The following is an 18,029-nucleotide window of genomic DNA, read 5'->3' as shown; positions in this document are numbered from 1 at the left end:
CACAGTCCCTGAGTTGATCAAGGGTTGATGTCTCTGCCATTGGGGATTGGCGGTTTTAGCTCATCCTTGATTTTGAACAATCTGGTCAAATGATCCAGAAATTTGGACATTTCTTTGGCTCATGATTAGGATCTGACTCATAACTAGAATAAGAATGAGATCCTGATCATGAACAAGAAAGTCCGCATGGGGCTGATGCTTTTAGGCCTGTGCTGCATACAAGCAGTCTTGGTTCACAAAGCTGCTGCCGCCAACATCATCCGCGTCATGGCGCCCGTCCAATACGTCGAGCGCGACAATCACGAAGCCCCCACCAATACCTTCACGGTGCTCAATCCTGTGGCAGGGCGCAGTGGCATCTACACAGTCAAAAACAACGCCAATACTTTCAGCGCCTATGTGGACATGGACACCGATGGCGGAAAATGGGTTCTGGCAGCTCGTTGGGTAGAGTCGAGCGTCAACGTCACCTTCAATGATATCGTGGTCAAAGGCAATCCCCTCAAGACCCAGACCCTAGATGCAGCCAACTACCCTGTGATCCCGTCGGGCAACATCAATACCGCCGACAAGGCGATGGTGGTCAGTGGCAATGCCAGTTGGCAAGCTTCGTACGGCACTTGGCAGAAATTCTCGACCTTTGCGCCTGGCACTGTACTTACCAATGCAGGGTTCCCAGCCAGCGGCCCTACCGGCAGCTTTTCCCTGTACCACAGCAGGTCTGCCTGGGGTCTGCCCCAGACGATGGATCAATCCTTCTCGCTTTGGACAGTGCCAAGCAACAGCGGCCCATGTGGCGGGGCTAACAAAGCTGGGCCGAACCGGATGTGTGTGGTCATGGCCCCAGGGTTTGGCAGCCATGCTGATCTTTCAACGATCAAAAGCCTCTACCTCAAGGCGCAGTGATCAAAGCCCCAAGTCGGCGCCCATGATGGCTTCCAAGTGCCTGCCATCCTTCATGTTGGAAAGGTGGGCGCTATTGCCGGTCAGGGTGTAGATCATGATGCGGTTGTAGTCATCATCCTGGGCAACCTGCGCAACGATACTCGCCGGCAAGGTCATCAAGACTGATCCCATGGCAGCTTGTGCGGGCCAGCAAGGGTTGAAGCCTTCGGGCCATGATTGCTGCATTTGGCGCATGACCGCCTTGATGCGATCAGCTGGCGCCTCATCCTGGTAGTCATCCATCTTGCCCAGGGTGAACTCTGCGCTGGCTGCCATTGCGATGTTGCACAAGGCATCCACATCAAGCCCCATCTGCAAATACAGCTGAGTAAGGTTCTTGAGGTTGGGTGGGTTTTCAGGGGCTTGCTCTGTTGTGACGTAAGACTCCATCGCCGCACGCTGAGCCGCCTGAAAGTGGCCGATCAGCTCGCCTGCAAAAGCGTTTTTGACGTAACGCTCGTTGAGTTTCATGACCTTGATGTCCGGCATCAGATCAAGTGATCGTTTGGTTGAGGCTATGCGGTTAAAGACGTTCAGGCAGCGCGCTGAGCACTCCCCGCCCTTGGGCATGACCTGGCCCAGTACATAGTCGCGAACGCCGTCAAGACCCTCCATGGGTTCATCCATCAGACGCTGGCGCAGCGTGTCCTTGATCACCTTCCCCGTGACCGGGTCGTCTACGTAGGCGTTATGAATTTTCTCGATCCATTGTCGAGTTGCGGCGGGATCATTCAGGCACTCGTCGATAACGTTCACGATGGCCTGGTTGACCTTGCGTGAGAAGATCGTGGAGTGAAGAAATCCTTCGCGAAACTGGCCGTTGATGTAGAAGGCAGGCTCTCGGTATTTCTCGTCCTCAAGTCCTGAGAAGCTGTTGCAGAGCTGGTGGAACAGCGAGCGGATCTTGTTGACCAAAGCTCCGTCCGAATCAATCTCGAAGGTGTCCTTGAGTACTGGGCTCATCCACCAGCCAAGGGTGGTCAGATGCGCAGACTCCAGAGTCATGGCGTAGCGAATGACTTCATGGACTGATTCCTTCACGTCCTGTGTTTGCGCCCACAAAAGAAGATCCCCAAAGCCCTCGAAGCTGTCCAAGTTCGACACCAGCAAAGCCTGGCAGCGCTGACTGAGCGCCTGGTAGTTGGCAAAATTATTGACCTTCACGGCTTCTGAAATGCGGATGTCAAATTTAGAACGATGCCGGCAGCAGTCGTTGGATAAATTGATAAAGGCGTTTCGAAGAGCGCTTGATTCTTCGTGACTGAGGGTGTTCATTCAGGGGTTTCCGGAAAGCGTTTATTCATTGTAGGCGCAGAGCCTGGGCGCTAACCAGGCATCGTACGGCTCAAAGACCCAGGTCTGAGCCCATGACCGCGTCCAGCCTATTGGGATCTTTCATGCCGGCAAGGTGGGCACTGTTGCCGGTGATGGTGTAGATCTGGGCGCGGTTGTTGTCGCTGTCATTGGCAAGTGCCATGACCAGATCATCCGGTAGCGACCGTACAACTGAGCTTAGGATGGCATCACGCAGATTTGAGTGCATATCCAACTCTTCACAGTTGTAGCCATTCATGCCATTGAAAGATGCCGTCAGCCGCTTGGCTGGCTCTTCTTCCTCCAGATCAAGAATCGCGCCCAGTGAAAAGTTGCCCACCATTTTCATGGCAATGCGGCACAGATCATCAGTATCGAGCCCGGCAATCCCATAGAGCCTGATGAGGTCGTTTGCACACTTGATGCCCGTGTGGAATGGATCCTCGTCATCGCTCTCGATAAATTGGTAGTGGTATTTTTGAGCCTGGTCGACGAACTCGGCCACGAAAGCATTCTTCATGTAGCGGTGGTTGCTTGCCAGCACAAAAGCGTCCGATTCAAGATCGTAGGAAGGGATGCCCTGAATGATGTTGGATAGCATCCGCTCACAACGCACAGAGCATTCTGATGCCTTGGCAGGGGCTTGACCCAGAATGTAGTCTCGAAGGTCATCCAGGCCCTCCACGGGCACCTTGGCAAGCGTTTCAGCCAGACTGCTCTTGATCTTGTGACCTGTGGCGGGTTCTTTGACATAGCAGGTATGGATCTTCTTGATCCATTCGACAGTGGCGTGGGGATCGTGACGGCTGGTGGAAACAATGTCGGCCATAGCCTTATTCACCATGGAGGGTAGGGCGCGCATGTGCAGATGGATGTCACGAAACTTCCCGGCGCTATGAAATTCAGGCATGCGGTAGCCCTCAGGCTCCAGCCAGCCGTAATGGCTATTGAGCTTGTCAGCCAAACTTTTCGTGGCGTGAAGCATGGGCTCAGGCACAAGAACCTGAGGACGAAGGCTAATCCAGGTCGACCCTATCCATTTGCTCAGATCCGTGAAGTGCTCAGAGTCATTGCTCATGGCGAAAGGGATGATGGTTTGCTCTACATCCCGCCAGTGTTTGGAAGGCGCCTCATGGAGCATCAGGGCGCATGAGTCGTTACGTCTCTGGAGCTCAACAAGAAAATCAACGCAGCTTTTGGCAACGAGCTTGTAGCGACGAAAGCGAGGCAAGGCTTCTTCTTGAGTCAAGTCACTGTGGAAGCTGCCGGTTACATGATTGCAGTCGCCGGCAAGGGCGATGATCCTTTTGTCGAGGTCGCGGTTTTCCTGTGGGGTGTACGGGGTTGGCATCTCACTGCTCCAGCAATCTCTTTCCTCATTTTAGGCACTGAGACTGACCCAAACCAATCCCGCCGCAGGTTCAAAGCCCCAGGTCTGCGCCCATCACCTTGTCCAGGGTTTTGCCGTCCTTGATGCCGGCCAGGAAGTCGCCGTTGCCGGTGATCGTGTAGATGGCAGCCCTGGCTTTGTCGTTGACCTGAGCCATGGGCTTGACCAGTTTCACGGGAAGCGTCTTGATGATCGCGCTCAGAATGGTGAATTTCATGGAGTCATTGCTGATGGGGAAGCTCTGATCTTTGAAAACCTCGGTGCTTACGGCCTCCAACTGTTTTGCTACAGGCTCGTTTTGCATATCGCGGGTCAGTCCTCGATTGAGCCCCGCCACCGCCCGCATGGCAATCATCGCCATCTCTTCAGGACTGAACTGCAGCACGTTGAGAACCTGAACCAGCTGAGGAACCGTCTCTTCACGAAGCATAAATTCGTTGCCTCGATCATTTTCCTGGTAGTCGTGTGCGATCTCATCAATGGTGGCCAGCAGGTCGCTCATCAAGACGTCCTGCCGGTATTGCTCGTTCATCGACAGAACGGCCAGATGATCGAGCACCTCAACAGTGTTGGCCTCATGGTCAAGGATACCGCGCATCAAGTTGATGGTGCGTTTTGAGCACTCCTGCCCGGTTGGGCCCGCCGAACCGAGTACGAAAGACCTAATGCCCTCAAGGCCCTTGATGTCCTGCTTCATAAGCTGCGTTGTCAGCAAGGTTACAAGAGTCCTGTAGTCCTCAGGCGCCGTTTCTTCAGAGTGCTTGAGCGCGTCAATCCAGAAATCACACCGATCCTGTGAAGTTCGGCATTCCTCAACCATGTCTTTAATCTGGCTGTCGGCCTGCGCTGCATACAATCGGGTCTGGATGAAAATGTCGCCAAAGTGGTCTTTCTTGTAAAGGGTCGGCAGTAGCCCCTGGAGTGCAGTGCCAAACACCTTTCTCACCTGCTCAGCCATTTTCCCTACACGTGCAAGGCTGGTCGAATCGTCGCTGCCGTAATCCCCGTTGTACCAGGGCTTTAGAAATCTGCTGATCTGGGTGTAGCCAGCCCCCTCAAGCTGAAGGGCATAGCCAGCCACCACCCCAAAATAGCGCTTCTCGATCATGGACTGCCCCAGTTGCGTCTGGTTTTGGAACATGAACGTCAACATCTCGCCGGGGTTCTGGAAGAACGAATTGGCTTCAAGAATCTTTGCTTGCGAGCGGGCAACAGCGTCTTTGAATGCCGGCAATTTGCCCACTGTGTCGGGGCCTGGCTTAGTACGGGTGGGGTCAATGGTCACCCCAAGATCCTTGTTCAGATCCGCGCACTCTTTCCCCAGGTGTACAAGCTGGTGGAGAAAATTCAAGCGCAGGTAGGTTTGCTCGTTCGCAGGCGACGTGGACATGGCAGCTCAATTTCCTGGTATTCTTTACTCAGTCTAGCCATAAAGATCACCGTAGACCAAGGCCTCGCTCGTGCCCCACCGAGCAAAAGCATGGATGTTTGGTGACAAAAATAATAACAAGGCAGCCACGTGAGCAATATTCTGCAATTTCCACCCAAGTTCGATGTGCACGATTTCTCAACCTACCGAGAAGCGGACATGGACGAGGGGATGATGGTCGTCCTCGACAACTACTACGAACCCGAAAACGACAGCCTGATGGAGCTGAGGTTGGACAGGAAGCTGCTTGCACGCTTCATGGCCTACGTGACCCACCAATGCGGCGGCACACTGGCGCGCCCGGTATGACCCTGATCAGGCAGGAGGGCGGCCCTGCATTGTGTACGCCCCACATCTTCTACAACCACTCAGGCGTCAAAAGCTGGGGTGGGCGTCGGGTTTTTTTTCAGATTTAATGGAACATTATTAGGTGGAAATTAGGTACTACCTAAAAACTTTTTCTTCAATGTCTTCTTGGATTTCATTGTAATGCATTTTCCATAGCAATTTCTTTGTCTCAGGGAAAACATCCTCAGCTTTACCAGGCTCATTGATTTGGTTATTGTCCGGATCAAGCATTCCAAGTGTGCTCCAAAGCTTTCCCATTGCTGCGCTTATTTCCCCAACAATACCGCTACATATGCTGGAGGCAACATCCATGGTTTTTTGAGAAAGAAACCTACACATGTGCTTAAAGTTTTTTCTTAAATATGCCCAGGCAGATTTACCCTCTTGGGTCAAGGCAAGTGTCGCAATCCAAACACCTATTGCGGCGGTACTAGAAGCCTTATCGATGAACGTATAATTTTCATCTGATAAATACTTAGCGCTGAATTTTGCTATTTCAACAAGAGGAAATCCAAGGACAATAAACTTGATGAAATTACTTTTCTCTTTTTGAATCTTTTCTGCGCAAATCTCATCGACTGCCTTTTCCCACATCATCTGCCTGTAGGCCTCTGATTTTGACAAGGATCCAGTAATTGATTTTGCCGCTATTTCCAAATCCACCTTGTCAGAGAAACATTTGTTGAATAATGTCCTAAAGTCTATACTTTTGTACATCGCGCAACGCTGCTGCGAATAAATGGCATAAATTACAGAGTGATTATCGCAAGCAACCATATTATCGACTTCAGTTGCCGTGAACTTTAGTCTGAATCTTAGCCCTGCTTCATAATAAGCTGTGATATGCTGGTGTTCGATGCGGTCGAGATCAATTAAGTCTTCAAAAAACCTTGGTTGTACATGGCCCTTGTCAACTAAGCATTCAATATAGCTAGAAAGATCATCCCTCCATTGATAAGTGGAGTCCTTCTTTCTAGTATGCCAGATCGTAGGCAAGTGACTATCATATATGTTGTGCATGCCATTTTTTTTCATCCACTCTAGGATGTGTATGTATCCAGATTTAAGCTTATCAGAGTTGGATTCTGAGATTACGTCAAGAATATTGTCTCTGTTTACGTTAAGGCTATTGTGCTTTCCATCCTTCATGTGAAAAAAAATCTTTGACAAAATGAAGTCGCATTCTTCCGCAGAGTTATTGCAGTTTTTGGTTAGCAGAGAAACCCATGACAATCTCAGGGTGTGGTCGTTATGCGTGGTTTTTACCAGGGCTGTTTTTCCGAACTTTGCCTTGTCTGCCAATATCCAAAGCGCTTTGTTTGAAACTGTTCGGTGCCAGGACATTGCAATTGACTCTTGCTCCTTGTCAGCAAAGAACCCTGAAAACCTTTGGTCGGTACGTAGAAGTTCAATTGACTTTTCTGTCTCGCTTTTATTGTTAAATTGGTCGAATTCCGCAAGGATCTCGGCAATCACTACTCTAGTCCAATATTTGCTTCTTGAAAGCTCATCTAGATATTTTTCAGAAATTCTTATTTCATCGTGGTTTTCTGAGCTGTATATAGAAATTATCGCATCAGCGGTTGTTTTAAAATGGCTTAGGAAGTAATGGCTAAAGTCTGGGAAGTTGAAATCCTCTGTCCTATTTAGGTTGTGTCTAAACCCCTCGTAATCAGTGAACGATGCCACAGCTTTACTAAGGTTGTCTTTCAGTACTTGATTCATGATCTTTCACCTATTTTTTATTCATTTTACTTGTGGAGCCTGCATTGCTTCAAGCACGAACCTATGCGACTGGAGATGAAAATCCAGTCTTGCTTAGTAGTCTTTTATCTATTGATTTCGTCTAGATCCGTGCCTCTTCAGCCATAGCAAGAAACCGATGTCGATGCACGAAATTCTATAATTGGTAAAATTCCATAAAGGAGGTTGTGCGTTCAGATAATTTTAGCCGTATCAGAGTCCCAAGTCAGCGCTGAAGACAGCATCGGTCAATCGATTGTCCTTCATGCCTCGCAAGTGGACATCCTTGCCGGTGAGGGTGTACATCATCATTCGGGAAGCATCACGCTTCTGAGCGATCTCGACGACCATGTCCTGCGGCAGATTGTGGATGACCGCCGACAAGACGGTGTGGCGCAGATTTCCCTCTGGGTTGAGGGTTACGTAAGAATCTGTCTGAGCGAACTCCATGACCCTGTCCAACTGCTCGACGCAGCTCAGTTCGCTCAAATCCATCTGCTGCCCTGGACTGAACTTGGCGGTGACGGTCATGGCGAGCTTTGCCAGCTGCTGCTGAGTCAGATCAAGCTGGCGGAACAGCTCTCTGAACTGCCGCATGCCTTGGGCGCCATTGTCGTACTCGTCACCGCGCTCGTTATCGTTGTAATGCCGGCATCGGTCTGCAAGTGCAGACACCAGTTCATCGAAAAACAGGGTGGAAAAATACCGATCATTCAGGCGCAATGTGGCCAAGTGGTCAGTGATGTCCTTGGGTTCGATCTCCCGATAGACCATGTCGCCAAACAGCCTGGCAGCACGCTCAGAGCATTCTTGACCCGTAGGAGTGTGGCGACCAATGATGTACTCTCGAAGCGTCTCCAGCCCCTCAATGCGCGAATGACGCAGGTGCTCGCCCAGCTCCTTTTTGATGACTGCTCCCGTGGAGGGGCTCTCGGTGGTTGCCTTATGGATCAGGTTCACCCACTTGGCCGTCTCGACGACATTGTGCCGCGAGCTGTCGCAGATGGCTTTGACGCACGCTTCTACCTGGCGAGCGAAGATCTGTCGGTGCAAGAAGCCATTTCGAAACTCACCGTCGCGGAAAAATTCCGGGCGATTGAGTGGGGCTTCTGCGTTTGGCTCATCGTCGGTGTAGGGGAGGTTCATCGCAACGCGCCGGGCTCTTGCCTGGGCCCGTGATGGATGGCCTCCACTCCCAGGGTAATTGTCGACCGATTGAAATACCTTGAGGCCTTCTCCGATCCAGTGGGTTAGAGGGGTCAGCTCATCAGAATCAAGGGCCATGGCAAAAGGGATGACGAAATCGTCGAGGTCGTCGCTGAGGTTGTTGGCTCGGGCCCACTCATCCATGTCTACAAAGTCATTGAACAGTTCGGGCGCCTTGAGCAAGAAGGCCTGGCAGTCAGCCGCGACGACCGCAAAAGCATTTCGAGCTTTTACTGCTGCAGAGGACATTTTCGCATTCACTGATTCGTAAGATGAGTGCAGATCGTTCCACTGCCTCAAGACCCATTCAGTGTTCGAACACTGAGCCGCTCGCTCGCCGAGCTCCTGAGCAAAATCGGTACGGTTTGAAGCAGGGGTGGTGGCAGGCATGGAGGCAAAATCCTGGAGTTCTTTTTGTTCAGTCTACCCCCCGAGCGATCCATGAAGCCACAGAAGCTGCTGCACCCACTCCTGAGGTCTGCCCAGTTACCTTAGCCTGGGCAAATCCTTTGAGCGAAGGCTTGCTCTGCCGATAGACTGGCAATATATGGGTTTGTGGTGGAGTGGTGTTGTGGTTGCCGAGCATGAGCAAAAGCTGAATGGGCTGGTGAACGTCAGTGAGACGGTGATGAACTACCTGATCGGGAGCGCCGGCAAGATTGTTCCGGACAAGACTGTCGAACGGCTCATGGCGCACGCCAATAACTGCCGAAAGTGGCTGATCGATTGCGCCAGTTATCCGAGCGATGGTCATTGGCTGGACAACCTGACTTCCAAACAGCGCCACGATTTCGAATGGTCGGTGCTTCCCTACTGCTTGCTGGTGAAAGGAAAAAACCTGGTTGAGGCTTATGAGCTGGTAGGGGACTGTCTGGGCGACAAAAGCTTTATTGAGAGATTCCCCGATTGCTCAGCGGGCGATCTGACGGATTTGATGAGAGCAACCCGGCTTGAGGGTATCAATACTCCCAAAGGGGCAAAATCCAAGGATGGCATTGTCCATCTGGCATCCCTGGCCATCCCCTCCATCATGAAAGACAACGCCGTCCTGTTTCCGGAAGTGTATTGCGCGCTCGTCGATTACAGGCAATTTCCGAATTTCAAGATCATTATCCATGCAGCCTTCAATGAATTGATCCCTGAGGCCATGGCACACCGCGCTCTGGACGCGATTGGTTGGGAGCATGAGGGGCCGAGAAGCCACAACATTGTCAGCAGCGAGATACGCGTCTACTCACCCAGATTGTTTCCTGTTCTGCGCCAGCGCATTACCGGGATGACAAACCCGTCGGCGGGCGAGTGCAGTACCCGGCTATCAGGCGTGATGAAGTCGATATTGGAGGGCGACGTTGGACAGGCAGCTGACTTTTTGGTGGAGGCAGTCGACATGTCGCCCAGCTACCGAAAGGATGTGATGCCCCTGGATCTGGCTGAAAGTGTCATACGCCTGATCGACAAAACTGAGGACAAGATCGGTGACAGGGCATTCCAAGACGCCCTGGACGGCCTGGGGAGACTTTTCGACAAGCTGGCGCTGACGACCCGAGAGATGAACTACGTCCTGGCAAAGTCATCCAGCGGAGGGGAGGTCAATGGAATGATCTTCGACAGGATGGCGGGGGAGGAACACCTGATGTTGAGATTCTTTCTGCAGCAAGCCAAATCCAGGGAGTACGACAAGGATCCTTCCTCGGCGGCGCTGATCCACTCGACACTTCTCAGAAGGTGCGACAAGGACTTGGTGAAAATGGCCATTGAGGACGATTCGAAACTTGCAGCCCTGGTTTATGCCATGACCAACGACAAGGGGTATCTGGCATTGGTCAAGGATGGGGCGGTGCGAGACGAGTGTTTTGGCCGCGATCTGGGGCTTTAGGGCAGCACTACAACCCAAGATCCTTGCCCAAAAGATCGTCACGCAATTTCTCGTTCTCCAGCCCATTGAGAAAGCGAGATTTTCCGGTGATGGCGTAGCAGGTGGCGCGGGTGAGATCGTTGACCGATGCCATCTGTGCAATCAGGTTCTCGGGCAGGTTGCGGGTGATCGCAGCAAACAGTGAGTATCGAAGATCATCAGGCTGCATGGCCAGGCGCCCTGAGAGTTGAATGCCGGCCATGACTGCCCTGAGCTGCTCGGCTACCGGAGTGCTTTGCAGGTCGCGCATACGCCCCCGGCTGAAATCAGCCACGGTGGACATCGCCAGAAATGCCAAGTCTTCAGGACGAAGCTCAAGGGATTTAAGGGCCTGGCTGATTTGAGCGATCGTCGTTGGCCCGCCATCGTAGGAGTGCTTCTCCTCATTGCTGTAGGTGACAAGGTCGGCCTTGAAGAAGTCGCACATGTCCTCCAGCATCACGTTATCCCTATAATCGCAATTGTGAGAAAGGGCAGTTACGTTATCGCTGAGGTCTTTGAGAGCTTGCTCGTGAAGCTCATAGTGCACGGCGATGCTAAGGATGTTTGAGAGGCGAGAGGAGCATTCCTCACCCGAGGGCTGAGCCTTGCCCAAAATCAACTTGCGAAGGCCCCACAATCCATCGACAGGGAGCTTGCGCAGCTGTGATGCAAGCTCTGCCTGGATGGTCTTCTCGGGCTCAATGCCTTTGTCAGCCTCGATGATTTTATGGAACCAGAAGGCTGCTGCGTCATTATTGCGCCGCACATCATCAGCTATCTCTTGAAACTGCTGGGCCACAACTTCGCCAAAGAAGAAGCGATGAAAGCTCAAGTTGCGAAATTCATTGTTGGTGTAAAACCTGGGCTGCTCGTAAAGACCAGGCTGAATATTGTCAAAATGCACCTTCACCTTCCCGACATGGAATCGAAGATTTGCCTGACGGTTGCTTGATCTGGCGTGTTCATCCACCTTGAACCACTGTCGCAGCCAGTCACAGGTGGGAGATAGGGCAGGAGACTCGTGCATCAGCGCTGCACCAGCGATGCTCAGGTAATAGCCCCGCTCACTGCCCTCCTGGCCTGAGGTATTTTGGCGGAGACTGAAGGTATTGAGGAATTCGTTCATGGCCTCAACCGTCCCGAACAACCTCTTGCTCAACAGGATCAGTTGCTGCGCCTGTTCGGCAGCCGAAACAAAGCGTGGGTAGGCTTCTGGCCCAGGCTTGCCCTGATCCCCGCCGATGATCGAATAGGCAACGTTGCACTCCCATGACAGGTGCCCAACTTCTGAAAAAAGCATGAACTTACGTTGTTCATCGCTGATGTCAGGGGAAAAGAGAAGTGGGTCGAGGGTGTGAGGCTGCATGGCAACGATATCCAGAATGTCTTTCCACCAGCTTATCGGTTGCGCAACGCGGGCGACAACAGGGAGAAATTACCGCTTGGAGTCCTGCCCTGCTCTCCAGCAAGCGTAGGCAGGAGATCCTTGTTCAGCCTTGCTGAACCCGGTACCCATCACCACGCCTTCAAAGCCATTCCAGAACGCTAGCGCTAGGGCATTACCGCGATGGGGGATGCCCTCCGGAGTAAACAGGTAGGGGTCACGGCGCTCGTAAGCTTCGATCATGGCATCGTACTGGACGCGCAGTAAGCGGTTGCGAAAGCGGTTCATCAATTTTGCTGGTCGATCAGGCGTTTGCCTACTTCTCGCGATGCTTTGACCTTCTCTTTGAGGTCAGACACATCCATAGAAATGCGACCATCCCGAACTTGCAATGTGGGGATGGCCTTCAGCGCCTGCATGAATTCGGCGTCTTCTCGCTTCTGTCGTTCGGTGCGCTGGCCGATTAAGCTTCTGAACATTGGGATTTGCCTCGAAGCGTTATGGGGCTTGGGTGGGGCTGGCCAATTCATCAGCCAGGCGCCGGGCCATTCGCAGGCGCTTTTCCAGATCGGACATTTTGCTCTGGGCGTATCGAACCTCATCCAGGGCGATCTGTTTGACCTTGGCTGCCGCTTCCTCGGCAGTCGGCCAGCACTTTTCGATGCGATAGGGAACATTTGTGCCCTCGGCCTCAACCCAGAAATGTTCACCTTGCTGATAGCGGGGGTTCCTCAGAATCTGAGGGGGTTTGCCTGCCCGCACCCGCTCGGGAGTGACCAGGTAAAGCACAGCAGGAAGCGCAGCAGGGTATGTGGTGTCCACGGATAATCCTTAATCAATCGTCTTGTCGAAGTTCTGTTCCCATAGTTCCGGTTCAGCGATGCGAAGCGCAAGGGCCATCCGCATGCCGACCGTTGGCATCCTGCGCTTCCACAGCACCGCTGAGGCGCCGGCACACATCTTCTCGGTACCAGCGGCTTGGTAACCCCCTTCCTCACTCTCAAAACCATCCAGTGTCTTATGGCACAAGAAGGGTTTGTGGTCATCCTTCATCATGCCATCGAGAATGTATTCAACCCGACCAGGTCTGAGCTCAATGGCCCCCTCTTTCAAAAAGGGGCAGTTGGCACACGGCTTCTTCATCTTGTAGAAGTCAGCAATGTCAAAGCTGGTGGTCAGCTCGTCGGTATCGGTGGACTCATCGCACATGGCGCATCACTCTTTTGTCAGGCGGTCAGTCTATCTGATTCAGAACTGAAGGTAATGGCCCAGCGCCCGGATGGCATCATCAGCACTGCAATCTGGATGCTTGGTCTCATAGTCGGCATCCGGCTTTCCCTGAATCTTTCGGGCAATGTCGTACAACCCTGACAGCCGTTTCTGAACACGCAGAGTCATGCCTTTGCAGTCGTCCACCTCAACCAGAGTTTTGATCTTGGCCAGATACGGATCCTGCTCAGCAGTGATGGCGCCGATACCGCGCAGGTAGGCATAGACCCGCTCATGAAACAGGTGTGTGGCATTCTGAGGGTCGCTGAAGCTTGGCCAGTTGGCCTCGGTCATCGCACGGCCCATGGCATCGAGCAGAATTTCGCGCTCATACGTGTCCAGGGTGCCGCCCTTGAACTCCTTTGCCGCTTTGACGACCTTGGTCGAGCCCTGCTTGTTCAGCAAAGCCCGTGTGGCCTTCCAGAGTGTCTCGGCGTGAGCGTCACTGATTTCAACGTTGTGGGAACGTGTAAGGTGGCTTTGGATGCAAACAATGGCTGACATGGGCGTGATCCTTGAACAGAAAATGGGGCTGCCGGGGCGGGCCTTACTTCAATTGATCTGCAGGCTTATTGCCTGGAATCATTCGCTGGCTAGCCTGCCATGAGTCTTCATAGGGTCTGGCGTCCAGGGTGCACACGCTGCTGCGGCTCGCTTGCTTAACCATGGGGACGCTCTGCGTGTTGCCCTTGTCGTCTGCGTAGGTGTCGATCGAAGCAACCCAGCGCTGAACCTGCAAACACTTGAGCGCGTCGGGCCTGCTGTCTTTGGCGTACATCACAAACGTCTCGACACTACTTTGAAGAGCGCCATTTCTGTCATGAGTGACCCGCATTTCTGTCTGATCTGCATGGGCAGGGGGAGTGGCCAGGGCAGTGCCCAGCATCAGGGCGACAATGACGCCCAGGGAGATTTTATCAATGGTCATGGCAAGGTTCTCAAGCACAATCAGAAGGGCGGGCGTTGCGGGCTCGCCGGATATGGTGCCTAGAATAATTACCATAATGGGAATTGTCAATATATTGCAGACCCGTGTTTTCAGAGTCTTGCTTGTTTAACAGCACATGACCTATCAATTTCCATTTAAACCACTTTTTAGCTGGCTAGGCCCAGGGCAGTGGAGTCGTACCTTGAGCCGGCAGGCTGCTGCCACTACAGCCCCAGATCAGCTCCCATCAGGTGGTCTCGAAGCTTGTGGTCTTTCATCAGCATCCTGGCGGGAACAATGCGCTTATTCAGAAGTGCCTGGGCGGTCGCTTTGTCTCTGGTCAGAAGGTGATTGAGCAGGACGATGGCCTTGTCTACAAACAGGTGATCATCTTGGCCATTGGCATTGAAGGTGTCTGCCGCAGTCAAAAGGCCCGCCTCGTATACGAATGGCGCCACATAACCATTGATCTCGGCGACCATGTTTTTGAATGCTCGAAGATCCACTTCTGGGGAGCTCAGCAGGTAGTAGAGTGCGCAGAGGCGCTGTTGCTCGTTGAACCAGCTGTTGAGGATCGTTTTACCTGCATGATCGGCGTCAACGGGGACTCCAAGCTGCTCGGCCCACAGCAGCTGTTTGTGGTCGTCCATTTGATAGAGGCTGGCGCCGACAAGCTTCTGAGTGGTGACCATCATCCGTTCATTGTCGCGGAAATGGTCAGTCATTGACTGGAGCTTGCCCATGGAGAGATACCCGCCTACCTGCTGTGGGTATTTTCGCTGCTGCGCAAGCAATTGATCGGCGTGACTGGCCATCACATCCAGAATCTCTCTGGGCAATGCCGGGCAGGTATGGTTGAGATGCTTGAAGCCATTGATCATCTCAAGGACACGAACATTGAGAGGGCTTGCTGTCCTGGAGCCAAAGCTTTGCTCGTGCAGTCGCCTCAAACACTCTTCTAACACCAGTGAGAAGGCCTCTCGGCTGCCCACTTTGCCCAGATGACTCAAGAGTCCATTGAAATCCAGGGTCTTGAGTTGGTAGTTGTTGCACCCCCTGTAGGCGTCATGCTTTATCAGGCTTTTGACCAGCAGAGTGTCAACGCCCTTGCTGTGCTTTTTGCACGTGACATCGCCCACGCTTGGGCAAATGGTGCTCAGCAAAAGCTCCAGGTAGGCCCGAATTTCCTTGTTCTTTCGATAGGTTTGAATGACGGCCTGCAAGTCAACCCCGCTTCTTATGCGCCGCATGCCGCTGATGGCTATATCCCCACCATTAGGGATGCGCCGGCACACTTCATTGACCGAACGCATCAGCATGAAACCCTGCGCCAGCATTTCTCTGTCTTGAGTGGCCTGTGACTGGCCGATCAAGCGGCACGCCTGGTCAAACATATCCTTGGATTGCTGTTCGGTGGGCAGTGTGATTTTCATGGTCGTTTTTCCCCTGCTGGCTCTGGCCTATAGGCCCAAGTCGCCCGCCATGATCAGGTCGCGCAGCACGGGTTCATCCATCAAACGCCTACGGGGAATGCCGGGGATGTTCATCAGCTGCTGAGCGGTGTCACGATCTCGTTTGAAGAGAGTCTTGATGAAGCTGGCTGTTTTGTTCTCAAACATCTCGTTGGGGGCCTTTTGGGCTTTCACCGCCAGTCTCATTGTTTCCACATAGATGTCTGAGCTAATCATGAAGGTCGTCTGGCGCATTACGCTGTCAACCTCATCTGCTGGGAAATGCGGGGAGCACAGGGCGTAGTAGAGCATCGCGACAATGTCGTCATTCATTTTGTTCGTGCCCCTAAACTCCCGTTTCAGAGTCTCTGGGCCAATCACCTTGCCGGCAACCTCTTCGATCCAGACCAGGTGGTTCGGCTCATCCAGCTTGAAGGCAGAATTGCCGGCGATCTCAAGCACCACGTCAGTGAGCACCTCATTGGCGGCGGCGCGGCTGAGCAAGGCTTCAAGAATGTCGACTTTGAGGTATCCGCCCGCTTTGTCGTGACGGTACTGCTGGTGAAGAGAAAGGATCTCAAGCGGGTAGCGCTTCATGACATCCAGAATTTCATTGGGCAGGCAAACCTTGGCTGTGGCAGCGGGCTTGTAGCTGTCGATCATGGTGAGGATCGGGTAAGTAGTCTTGGACTTCTTGGTGTTGGATTCCTCGCTGGTCACCAGCTTGAACGCCTCTTCGAGTGCGATGGCAAACGCTTTTCGGCTGGAGTTCATGCCAAAGCGACGCAAGTAGCTTGTGAAGTCGTCGACATAGTCCAGACGAATCAGGCTTTTGAGCAATTTCTCGTCCACATCCATTGTGGACTTATCCTCACTATGGATGTCGTTGCTGTAGGGAGGAAAGTGCGCGAGGAGCTGATCGAAGTAGGCCTCTGACGTCTGTTTGGACAGGTAGGATTTGATGTGAAGCTTGTAGTTGATGCAGCCCCGTACATGGCGGATGCCGTCAGCCATCATGAGTGCCTTTCCAAGGCTCATGCACATCTGGGCGGTATCGAGCATCAACTCAACGCCCTTGATCAGTTCGTTGGCATCCTTGCTACCTTGCGAGTGATTGACCAGATCGTACGCCGCTTGGAAGCGGTTGCTCAGTTCTACGTTGGTGATGTTCTGGCTCATCATGAATTTCCGCAAGGTGTGCTTTTTCTCAGAATGACACAGCGGCGAGGGTCAGGCCAACCGCCCACCATTTTGAATGGCCACGCGATCAACTATTTTTCAAGGGAACGTGACTTTGGCTCATGAATGCTTCGTCTCTTTAGGTGTCAATTGACAATATCTCATTCCATTAGGTGAACTCATGAAATCCTGCTGCAACGGCACCCTGGCCATGTCGACTCAGGGCGCTGCTCAACCCATTCGCCCCTCGATCCTGTCGACCCTCAAGCGTTGGAACACCAACATCCACAATCGTCATGCCCTGGCACGCCTCGATGAGCGCCTGCTGCGCGACTGCGGGATCACGGAGTCCGATCGCCAGCTTGAAATCTCGAAGCCTTTTTGGCGATAATTGAGGATTGCCGATGTTCTCGGCAATGCTTAATAGAGAAGAATAAAAAAATGAGCGATTTCGTCATCCTGCTGGGTTTTTCCCTGGCCTCCATCCTGCTTTCAGGTCTGGTCTCAAGCCTTGAGACAGTGGCCATGCTGGCTGACGAGTTCAAGATTCGCTCGCTGGTGCAAAAACGGACTCTTAGCCCCCGCAAGCTTCGCCTAATCACGGCGGTGAGCAATGGTCGTGACCAGCACATGGCTGCGGCGATGATCCTCCAGGTGATCATCGGGGTCGTCTCCAACAGCACCATTGGCATCCTGGCGTTCAATCTGTTCTCAGGTTACGCCATGATGATTTACATGGGACTGTCGATCTACGCCAACATCGTCTTTGCCCGCTCATTGCCCAAGGTGCTGGCGCGCAGTCATTTTGAAAGCATGATGGTGAATCTGGCCTGGCTCATGCGACTGGTGTTTTTCATCACCTACCCTGCAGTGATGGCGACGACCGTCTGGATCCGGCTGTTCAAGCTTGATCGAAAGCGCACCCTGCGCATGTCCGAGCTCAAGAACATTGTGTCCTATTACTCTGAAAAGGGGGTAATTGGGCACTTTGAAGAAAATATCTTTCAGAATGCGCTGATGCTCCAACGCCTGCTGGTCAAGAACATCAAGCCCAGCCGGGGGATGATCAGTGTCGATGCCACCACCTTCCTGTCCGACCTCGCGCCTCAGATTGCCGGCCAGCACGACACCTACTTCATCATTCACGATGACCAGGGTGTCATGGGTGTGACCTCGGCTCGCGACGCTGCCATGGGTGTGATGTCCAACCCACGCGCTCAGGCCAAGGATGTTGCCAGGGGTGTGGCACTGGTGGATGAGGAAAGCACCATAATTGATGCCCTGGTGACGTTGCGCGAAGGCAAGTGCTCAAGAATTTTGGTGACCCGAAATGGCATTCCACTGGGGGTGACCTCTGCGAAGACGATCTACAAGCGCATCTTTCAGGGCGCCGAGTCCGATAAGGAAGGGAAACCGAAAAGGGCGTAGTCATTTTGTTACATATTGCTTGCCCAGAGGATCGTGCATAGAAAATCGATAGGTTGCCATGTTATATTTAGGGGTATATTGAATCCTTTTGCCTAATATGGTCGGTGCCCCATGTCCC

General features: G+C 52.7%; 18 protein-coding genes. 5 read left to right on the top strand and 13 right to left on the bottom strand.

The window, feature by feature from the left end:
• Positions 1 to 168 precede the first annotated feature (168 nt).
• On the top strand, positions 169 to 906 hold the full coding sequence (locus tag IFT57_RS08775) for a hypothetical protein (RefSeq protein WP_192151191.1): 738 nt from the start codon (positions 169 to 171) through the stop codon (positions 904 to 906).
• Here the strand turns inward: IFT57_RS08775 and IFT57_RS08770 are convergent, their stop codons facing one another.
• The 3 genes from IFT57_RS08770 to IFT57_RS08760 all read right to left on the bottom strand — a co-directional run bounded on the left by IFT57_RS08770 (position 907) and on the right by IFT57_RS08760 (position 5,039).
• Entirely contained in the window at positions 907 to 2,220 is a 1,314-nt protein-coding gene (locus tag IFT57_RS08770) for a hypothetical protein (protein WP_192151190.1), read from the bottom strand.
• A gap of 70 nt (positions 2,221 to 2,290) precedes the next feature.
• Positions 2,291 to 3,610, bottom strand: coding sequence for a hypothetical protein (locus IFT57_RS08765; protein ID WP_192151188.1), 1,320 nt, complete (start codon positions 3,608 to 3,610; stop codon positions 2,291 to 2,293).
• 70 nt (positions 3,611 to 3,680) lie between these two features.
• A complete protein-coding gene (locus IFT57_RS08760; protein WP_122530861.1) occupies positions 3,681 to 5,039 on the bottom strand; it encodes a hypothetical protein in 1,359 nt (452 codons plus the stop codon).
• A 129-nt stretch (positions 5,040 to 5,168) separates the two neighbouring features.
• Between IFT57_RS08760 and IFT57_RS08755 the strand changes: the two genes are divergently transcribed.
• On the top strand, positions 5,169 to 5,387 hold the full coding sequence (locus IFT57_RS08755) for a hypothetical protein (RefSeq protein ID WP_122530862.1): 219 nt from the start codon (positions 5,169 to 5,171) through the stop codon (positions 5,385 to 5,387).
• A gap of 135 nt (positions 5,388 to 5,522) precedes the next feature.
• Here the strand turns inward: IFT57_RS08755 and IFT57_RS08750 are convergent, their stop codons facing one another.
• Both IFT57_RS08750 and IFT57_RS08745 read right to left on the bottom strand, forming a co-directional pair.
• Positions 5,523 to 7,151, bottom strand: coding sequence for a hypothetical protein (locus IFT57_RS08750; RefSeq protein ID WP_122530863.1), 1,629 nt, complete (start codon positions 7,149 to 7,151; stop codon positions 5,523 to 5,525).
• 231 nt (positions 7,152 to 7,382) lie between these two features.
• Positions 7,383 to 8,765, bottom strand: coding sequence for a hypothetical protein (locus IFT57_RS08745; RefSeq protein WP_122530864.1), 1,383 nt, complete (start codon positions 8,763 to 8,765; stop codon positions 7,383 to 7,385).
• A gap of 181 nt (positions 8,766 to 8,946) precedes the next feature.
• On the opposite strand from IFT57_RS08745, the gene IFT57_RS08740 reads away from it, so the two are divergent.
• On the top strand, positions 8,947 to 10,251 hold the full coding sequence (locus IFT57_RS08740; RefSeq protein ID WP_122530865.1) for a hypothetical protein: 1,305 nt from the start codon (positions 8,947 to 8,949) through the stop codon (positions 10,249 to 10,251).
• Between the two features lie 7 nt (positions 10,252 to 10,258).
• Here the strand turns inward: IFT57_RS08740 and IFT57_RS08735 are convergent, their stop codons facing one another.
• The 8 genes from IFT57_RS08735 to IFT57_RS08700 all read right to left on the bottom strand — a co-directional run bounded on the left by IFT57_RS08735 (position 10,259) and on the right by IFT57_RS08700 (position 16,483).
• Positions 10,259 to 11,638: a hypothetical protein gene (locus tag IFT57_RS08735; protein WP_122530866.1), complete on the bottom strand. Its 1,380-nt coding sequence runs from the start codon at positions 11,636 to 11,638 to the stop codon at positions 10,259 to 10,261.
• A gap of 305 nt (positions 11,639 to 11,943) precedes the next feature.
• Positions 11,944 to 12,135: a hypothetical protein gene (locus tag IFT57_RS08730; RefSeq protein ID WP_122530868.1), complete on the bottom strand. Its 192-nt coding sequence runs from the start codon at positions 12,133 to 12,135 to the stop codon at positions 11,944 to 11,946.
• A gap of 19 nt (positions 12,136 to 12,154) precedes the next feature.
• A complete protein-coding gene (locus tag IFT57_RS08725; RefSeq protein WP_241032655.1) occupies positions 12,155 to 12,478 on the bottom strand; it encodes a hypothetical protein in 324 nt (107 codons plus the stop codon).
• A gap of 9 nt (positions 12,479 to 12,487) precedes the next feature.
• The gene (locus IFT57_RS08720) at positions 12,488 to 12,865 is read right to left on the bottom strand and encodes a hypothetical protein (RefSeq protein WP_122530869.1); all 378 of its coding nucleotides are present in this window, start codon (positions 12,863 to 12,865) and stop codon (positions 12,488 to 12,490) included.
• 39 nt (positions 12,866 to 12,904) lie between these two features.
• Complete coding sequence (locus tag IFT57_RS08715; RefSeq protein ID WP_122530870.1) at positions 12,905 to 13,429, bottom strand: hypothetical protein; 525 nt, start codon at positions 13,427 to 13,429, stop codon at positions 12,905 to 12,907.
• 43 nt (positions 13,430 to 13,472) lie between these two features.
• Positions 13,473 to 13,928: a hypothetical protein gene (locus tag IFT57_RS08710; protein WP_122530871.1), complete on the bottom strand. Its 456-nt coding sequence runs from the start codon at positions 13,926 to 13,928 to the stop codon at positions 13,473 to 13,475.
• Between the two features lie 149 nt (positions 13,929 to 14,077).
• The gene (locus IFT57_RS08705) at positions 14,078 to 15,286 is read right to left on the bottom strand and encodes a hypothetical protein (protein ID WP_122530872.1); all 1,209 of its coding nucleotides are present in this window, start codon (positions 15,284 to 15,286) and stop codon (positions 14,078 to 14,080) included.
• A 27-nt stretch (positions 15,287 to 15,313) separates the two neighbouring features.
• Positions 15,314 to 16,483, bottom strand: coding sequence for a hypothetical protein (locus IFT57_RS08700; RefSeq protein WP_122530873.1), 1,170 nt, complete (start codon positions 16,481 to 16,483; stop codon positions 15,314 to 15,316).
• Between the two features lie 181 nt (positions 16,484 to 16,664).
• Between IFT57_RS08700 and IFT57_RS08695 the strand changes: the two genes are divergently transcribed.
• Positions 16,665 to 16,874, top strand: a complete 210-nt coding sequence (locus IFT57_RS08695) for a DUF1127 domain-containing protein (RefSeq protein WP_122530874.1) — start codon at positions 16,665 to 16,667, stop codon at positions 16,872 to 16,874.
• A complete protein-coding gene (locus IFT57_RS08690) occupies positions 16,865 to 17,911 on the top strand; it encodes a CNNM domain-containing protein (RefSeq protein ID WP_244656750.1) in 1,047 nt (348 codons plus the stop codon). The genes IFT57_RS08695 and IFT57_RS08690 overlap by 10 nt, the downstream gene beginning before the upstream one ends.
• The last annotated feature ends 118 nt before the right edge of the window (positions 17,912 to 18,029 follow it).

It is taken from the genome of Pseudomonas sp. CFBP 13719 (genome assembly GCF_014842095.1).
GTDB lineage: Bacteria > Pseudomonadota > Gammaproteobacteria > Pseudomonadales > Pseudomonadaceae > Aquipseudomonas.
The sequence above is the reverse complement of the archived record's forward strand: the minus strand, read 5'-3'. Positions and strand labels throughout refer to the sequence as shown.

Coding starts and splice junctions, on each gene's coding strand:
- IFT57_RS08735 (WP_122530866.1), bottom strand. CDS start 11,638: ATGCAGCCTCACACCCTCGACCCACTTCTCTTTTCCCCTGACATCAGC.
- IFT57_RS08750 (WP_122530863.1), bottom strand. CDS start 7,151: ATGAATCAAGTACTGAAAGACAACCTTAGTAAAGCTGTGGCATCGTTC.
- IFT57_RS08695 (WP_122530874.1), top strand. CDS start 16,665: ATGAAATCCTGCTGCAACGGCACCCTGGCCATGTCGACTCAGGGCGCT.
- IFT57_RS08700 (WP_122530873.1), bottom strand. CDS start 16,483: ATGAGCCAGAACATCACCAACGTAGAACTGAGCAACCGCTTCCAAGCG.
- IFT57_RS08720 (WP_122530869.1), bottom strand. CDS start 12,865: ATGTGCGATGAGTCCACCGATACCGACGAGCTGACCACCAGCTTTGAC.
- IFT57_RS08710 (WP_122530871.1), bottom strand. CDS start 13,928: ATGGTAATTATTCTAGGCACCATATCCGGCGAGCCCGCAACGCCCGCC.
- IFT57_RS08760 (WP_122530861.1), bottom strand. CDS start 5,039: ATGTCCACGTCGCCTGCGAACGAGCAAACCTACCTGCGCTTGAATTTT.
- IFT57_RS08770 (WP_192151190.1), bottom strand. CDS start 2,220: ATGAACACCCTCAGTCACGAAGAATCAAGCGCTCTTCGAAACGCCTTT.
- IFT57_RS08715 (WP_122530870.1), bottom strand. CDS start 13,429: ATGTCAGCCATTGTTTGCATCCAAAGCCACCTTACACGTTCCCACAAC.
- IFT57_RS08705 (WP_122530872.1), bottom strand. CDS start 15,286: ATGAAAATCACACTGCCCACCGAACAGCAATCCAAGGATATGTTTGAC.
- IFT57_RS08765 (WP_192151188.1), bottom strand. CDS start 3,610: ATGCCAACCCCGTACACCCCACAGGAAAACCGCGACCTCGACAAAAGG.
- IFT57_RS08775 (WP_192151191.1), top strand. CDS start 169: ATGAACAAGAAAGTCCGCATGGGGCTGATGCTTTTAGGCCTGTGCTGC.
- IFT57_RS08730 (WP_122530868.1), bottom strand. CDS start 12,135: ATGTTCAGAAGCTTAATCGGCCAGCGCACCGAACGACAGAAGCGAGAA.
- IFT57_RS08745 (WP_122530864.1), bottom strand. CDS start 8,765: ATGCCTGCCACCACCCCTGCTTCAAACCGTACCGATTTTGCTCAGGAG.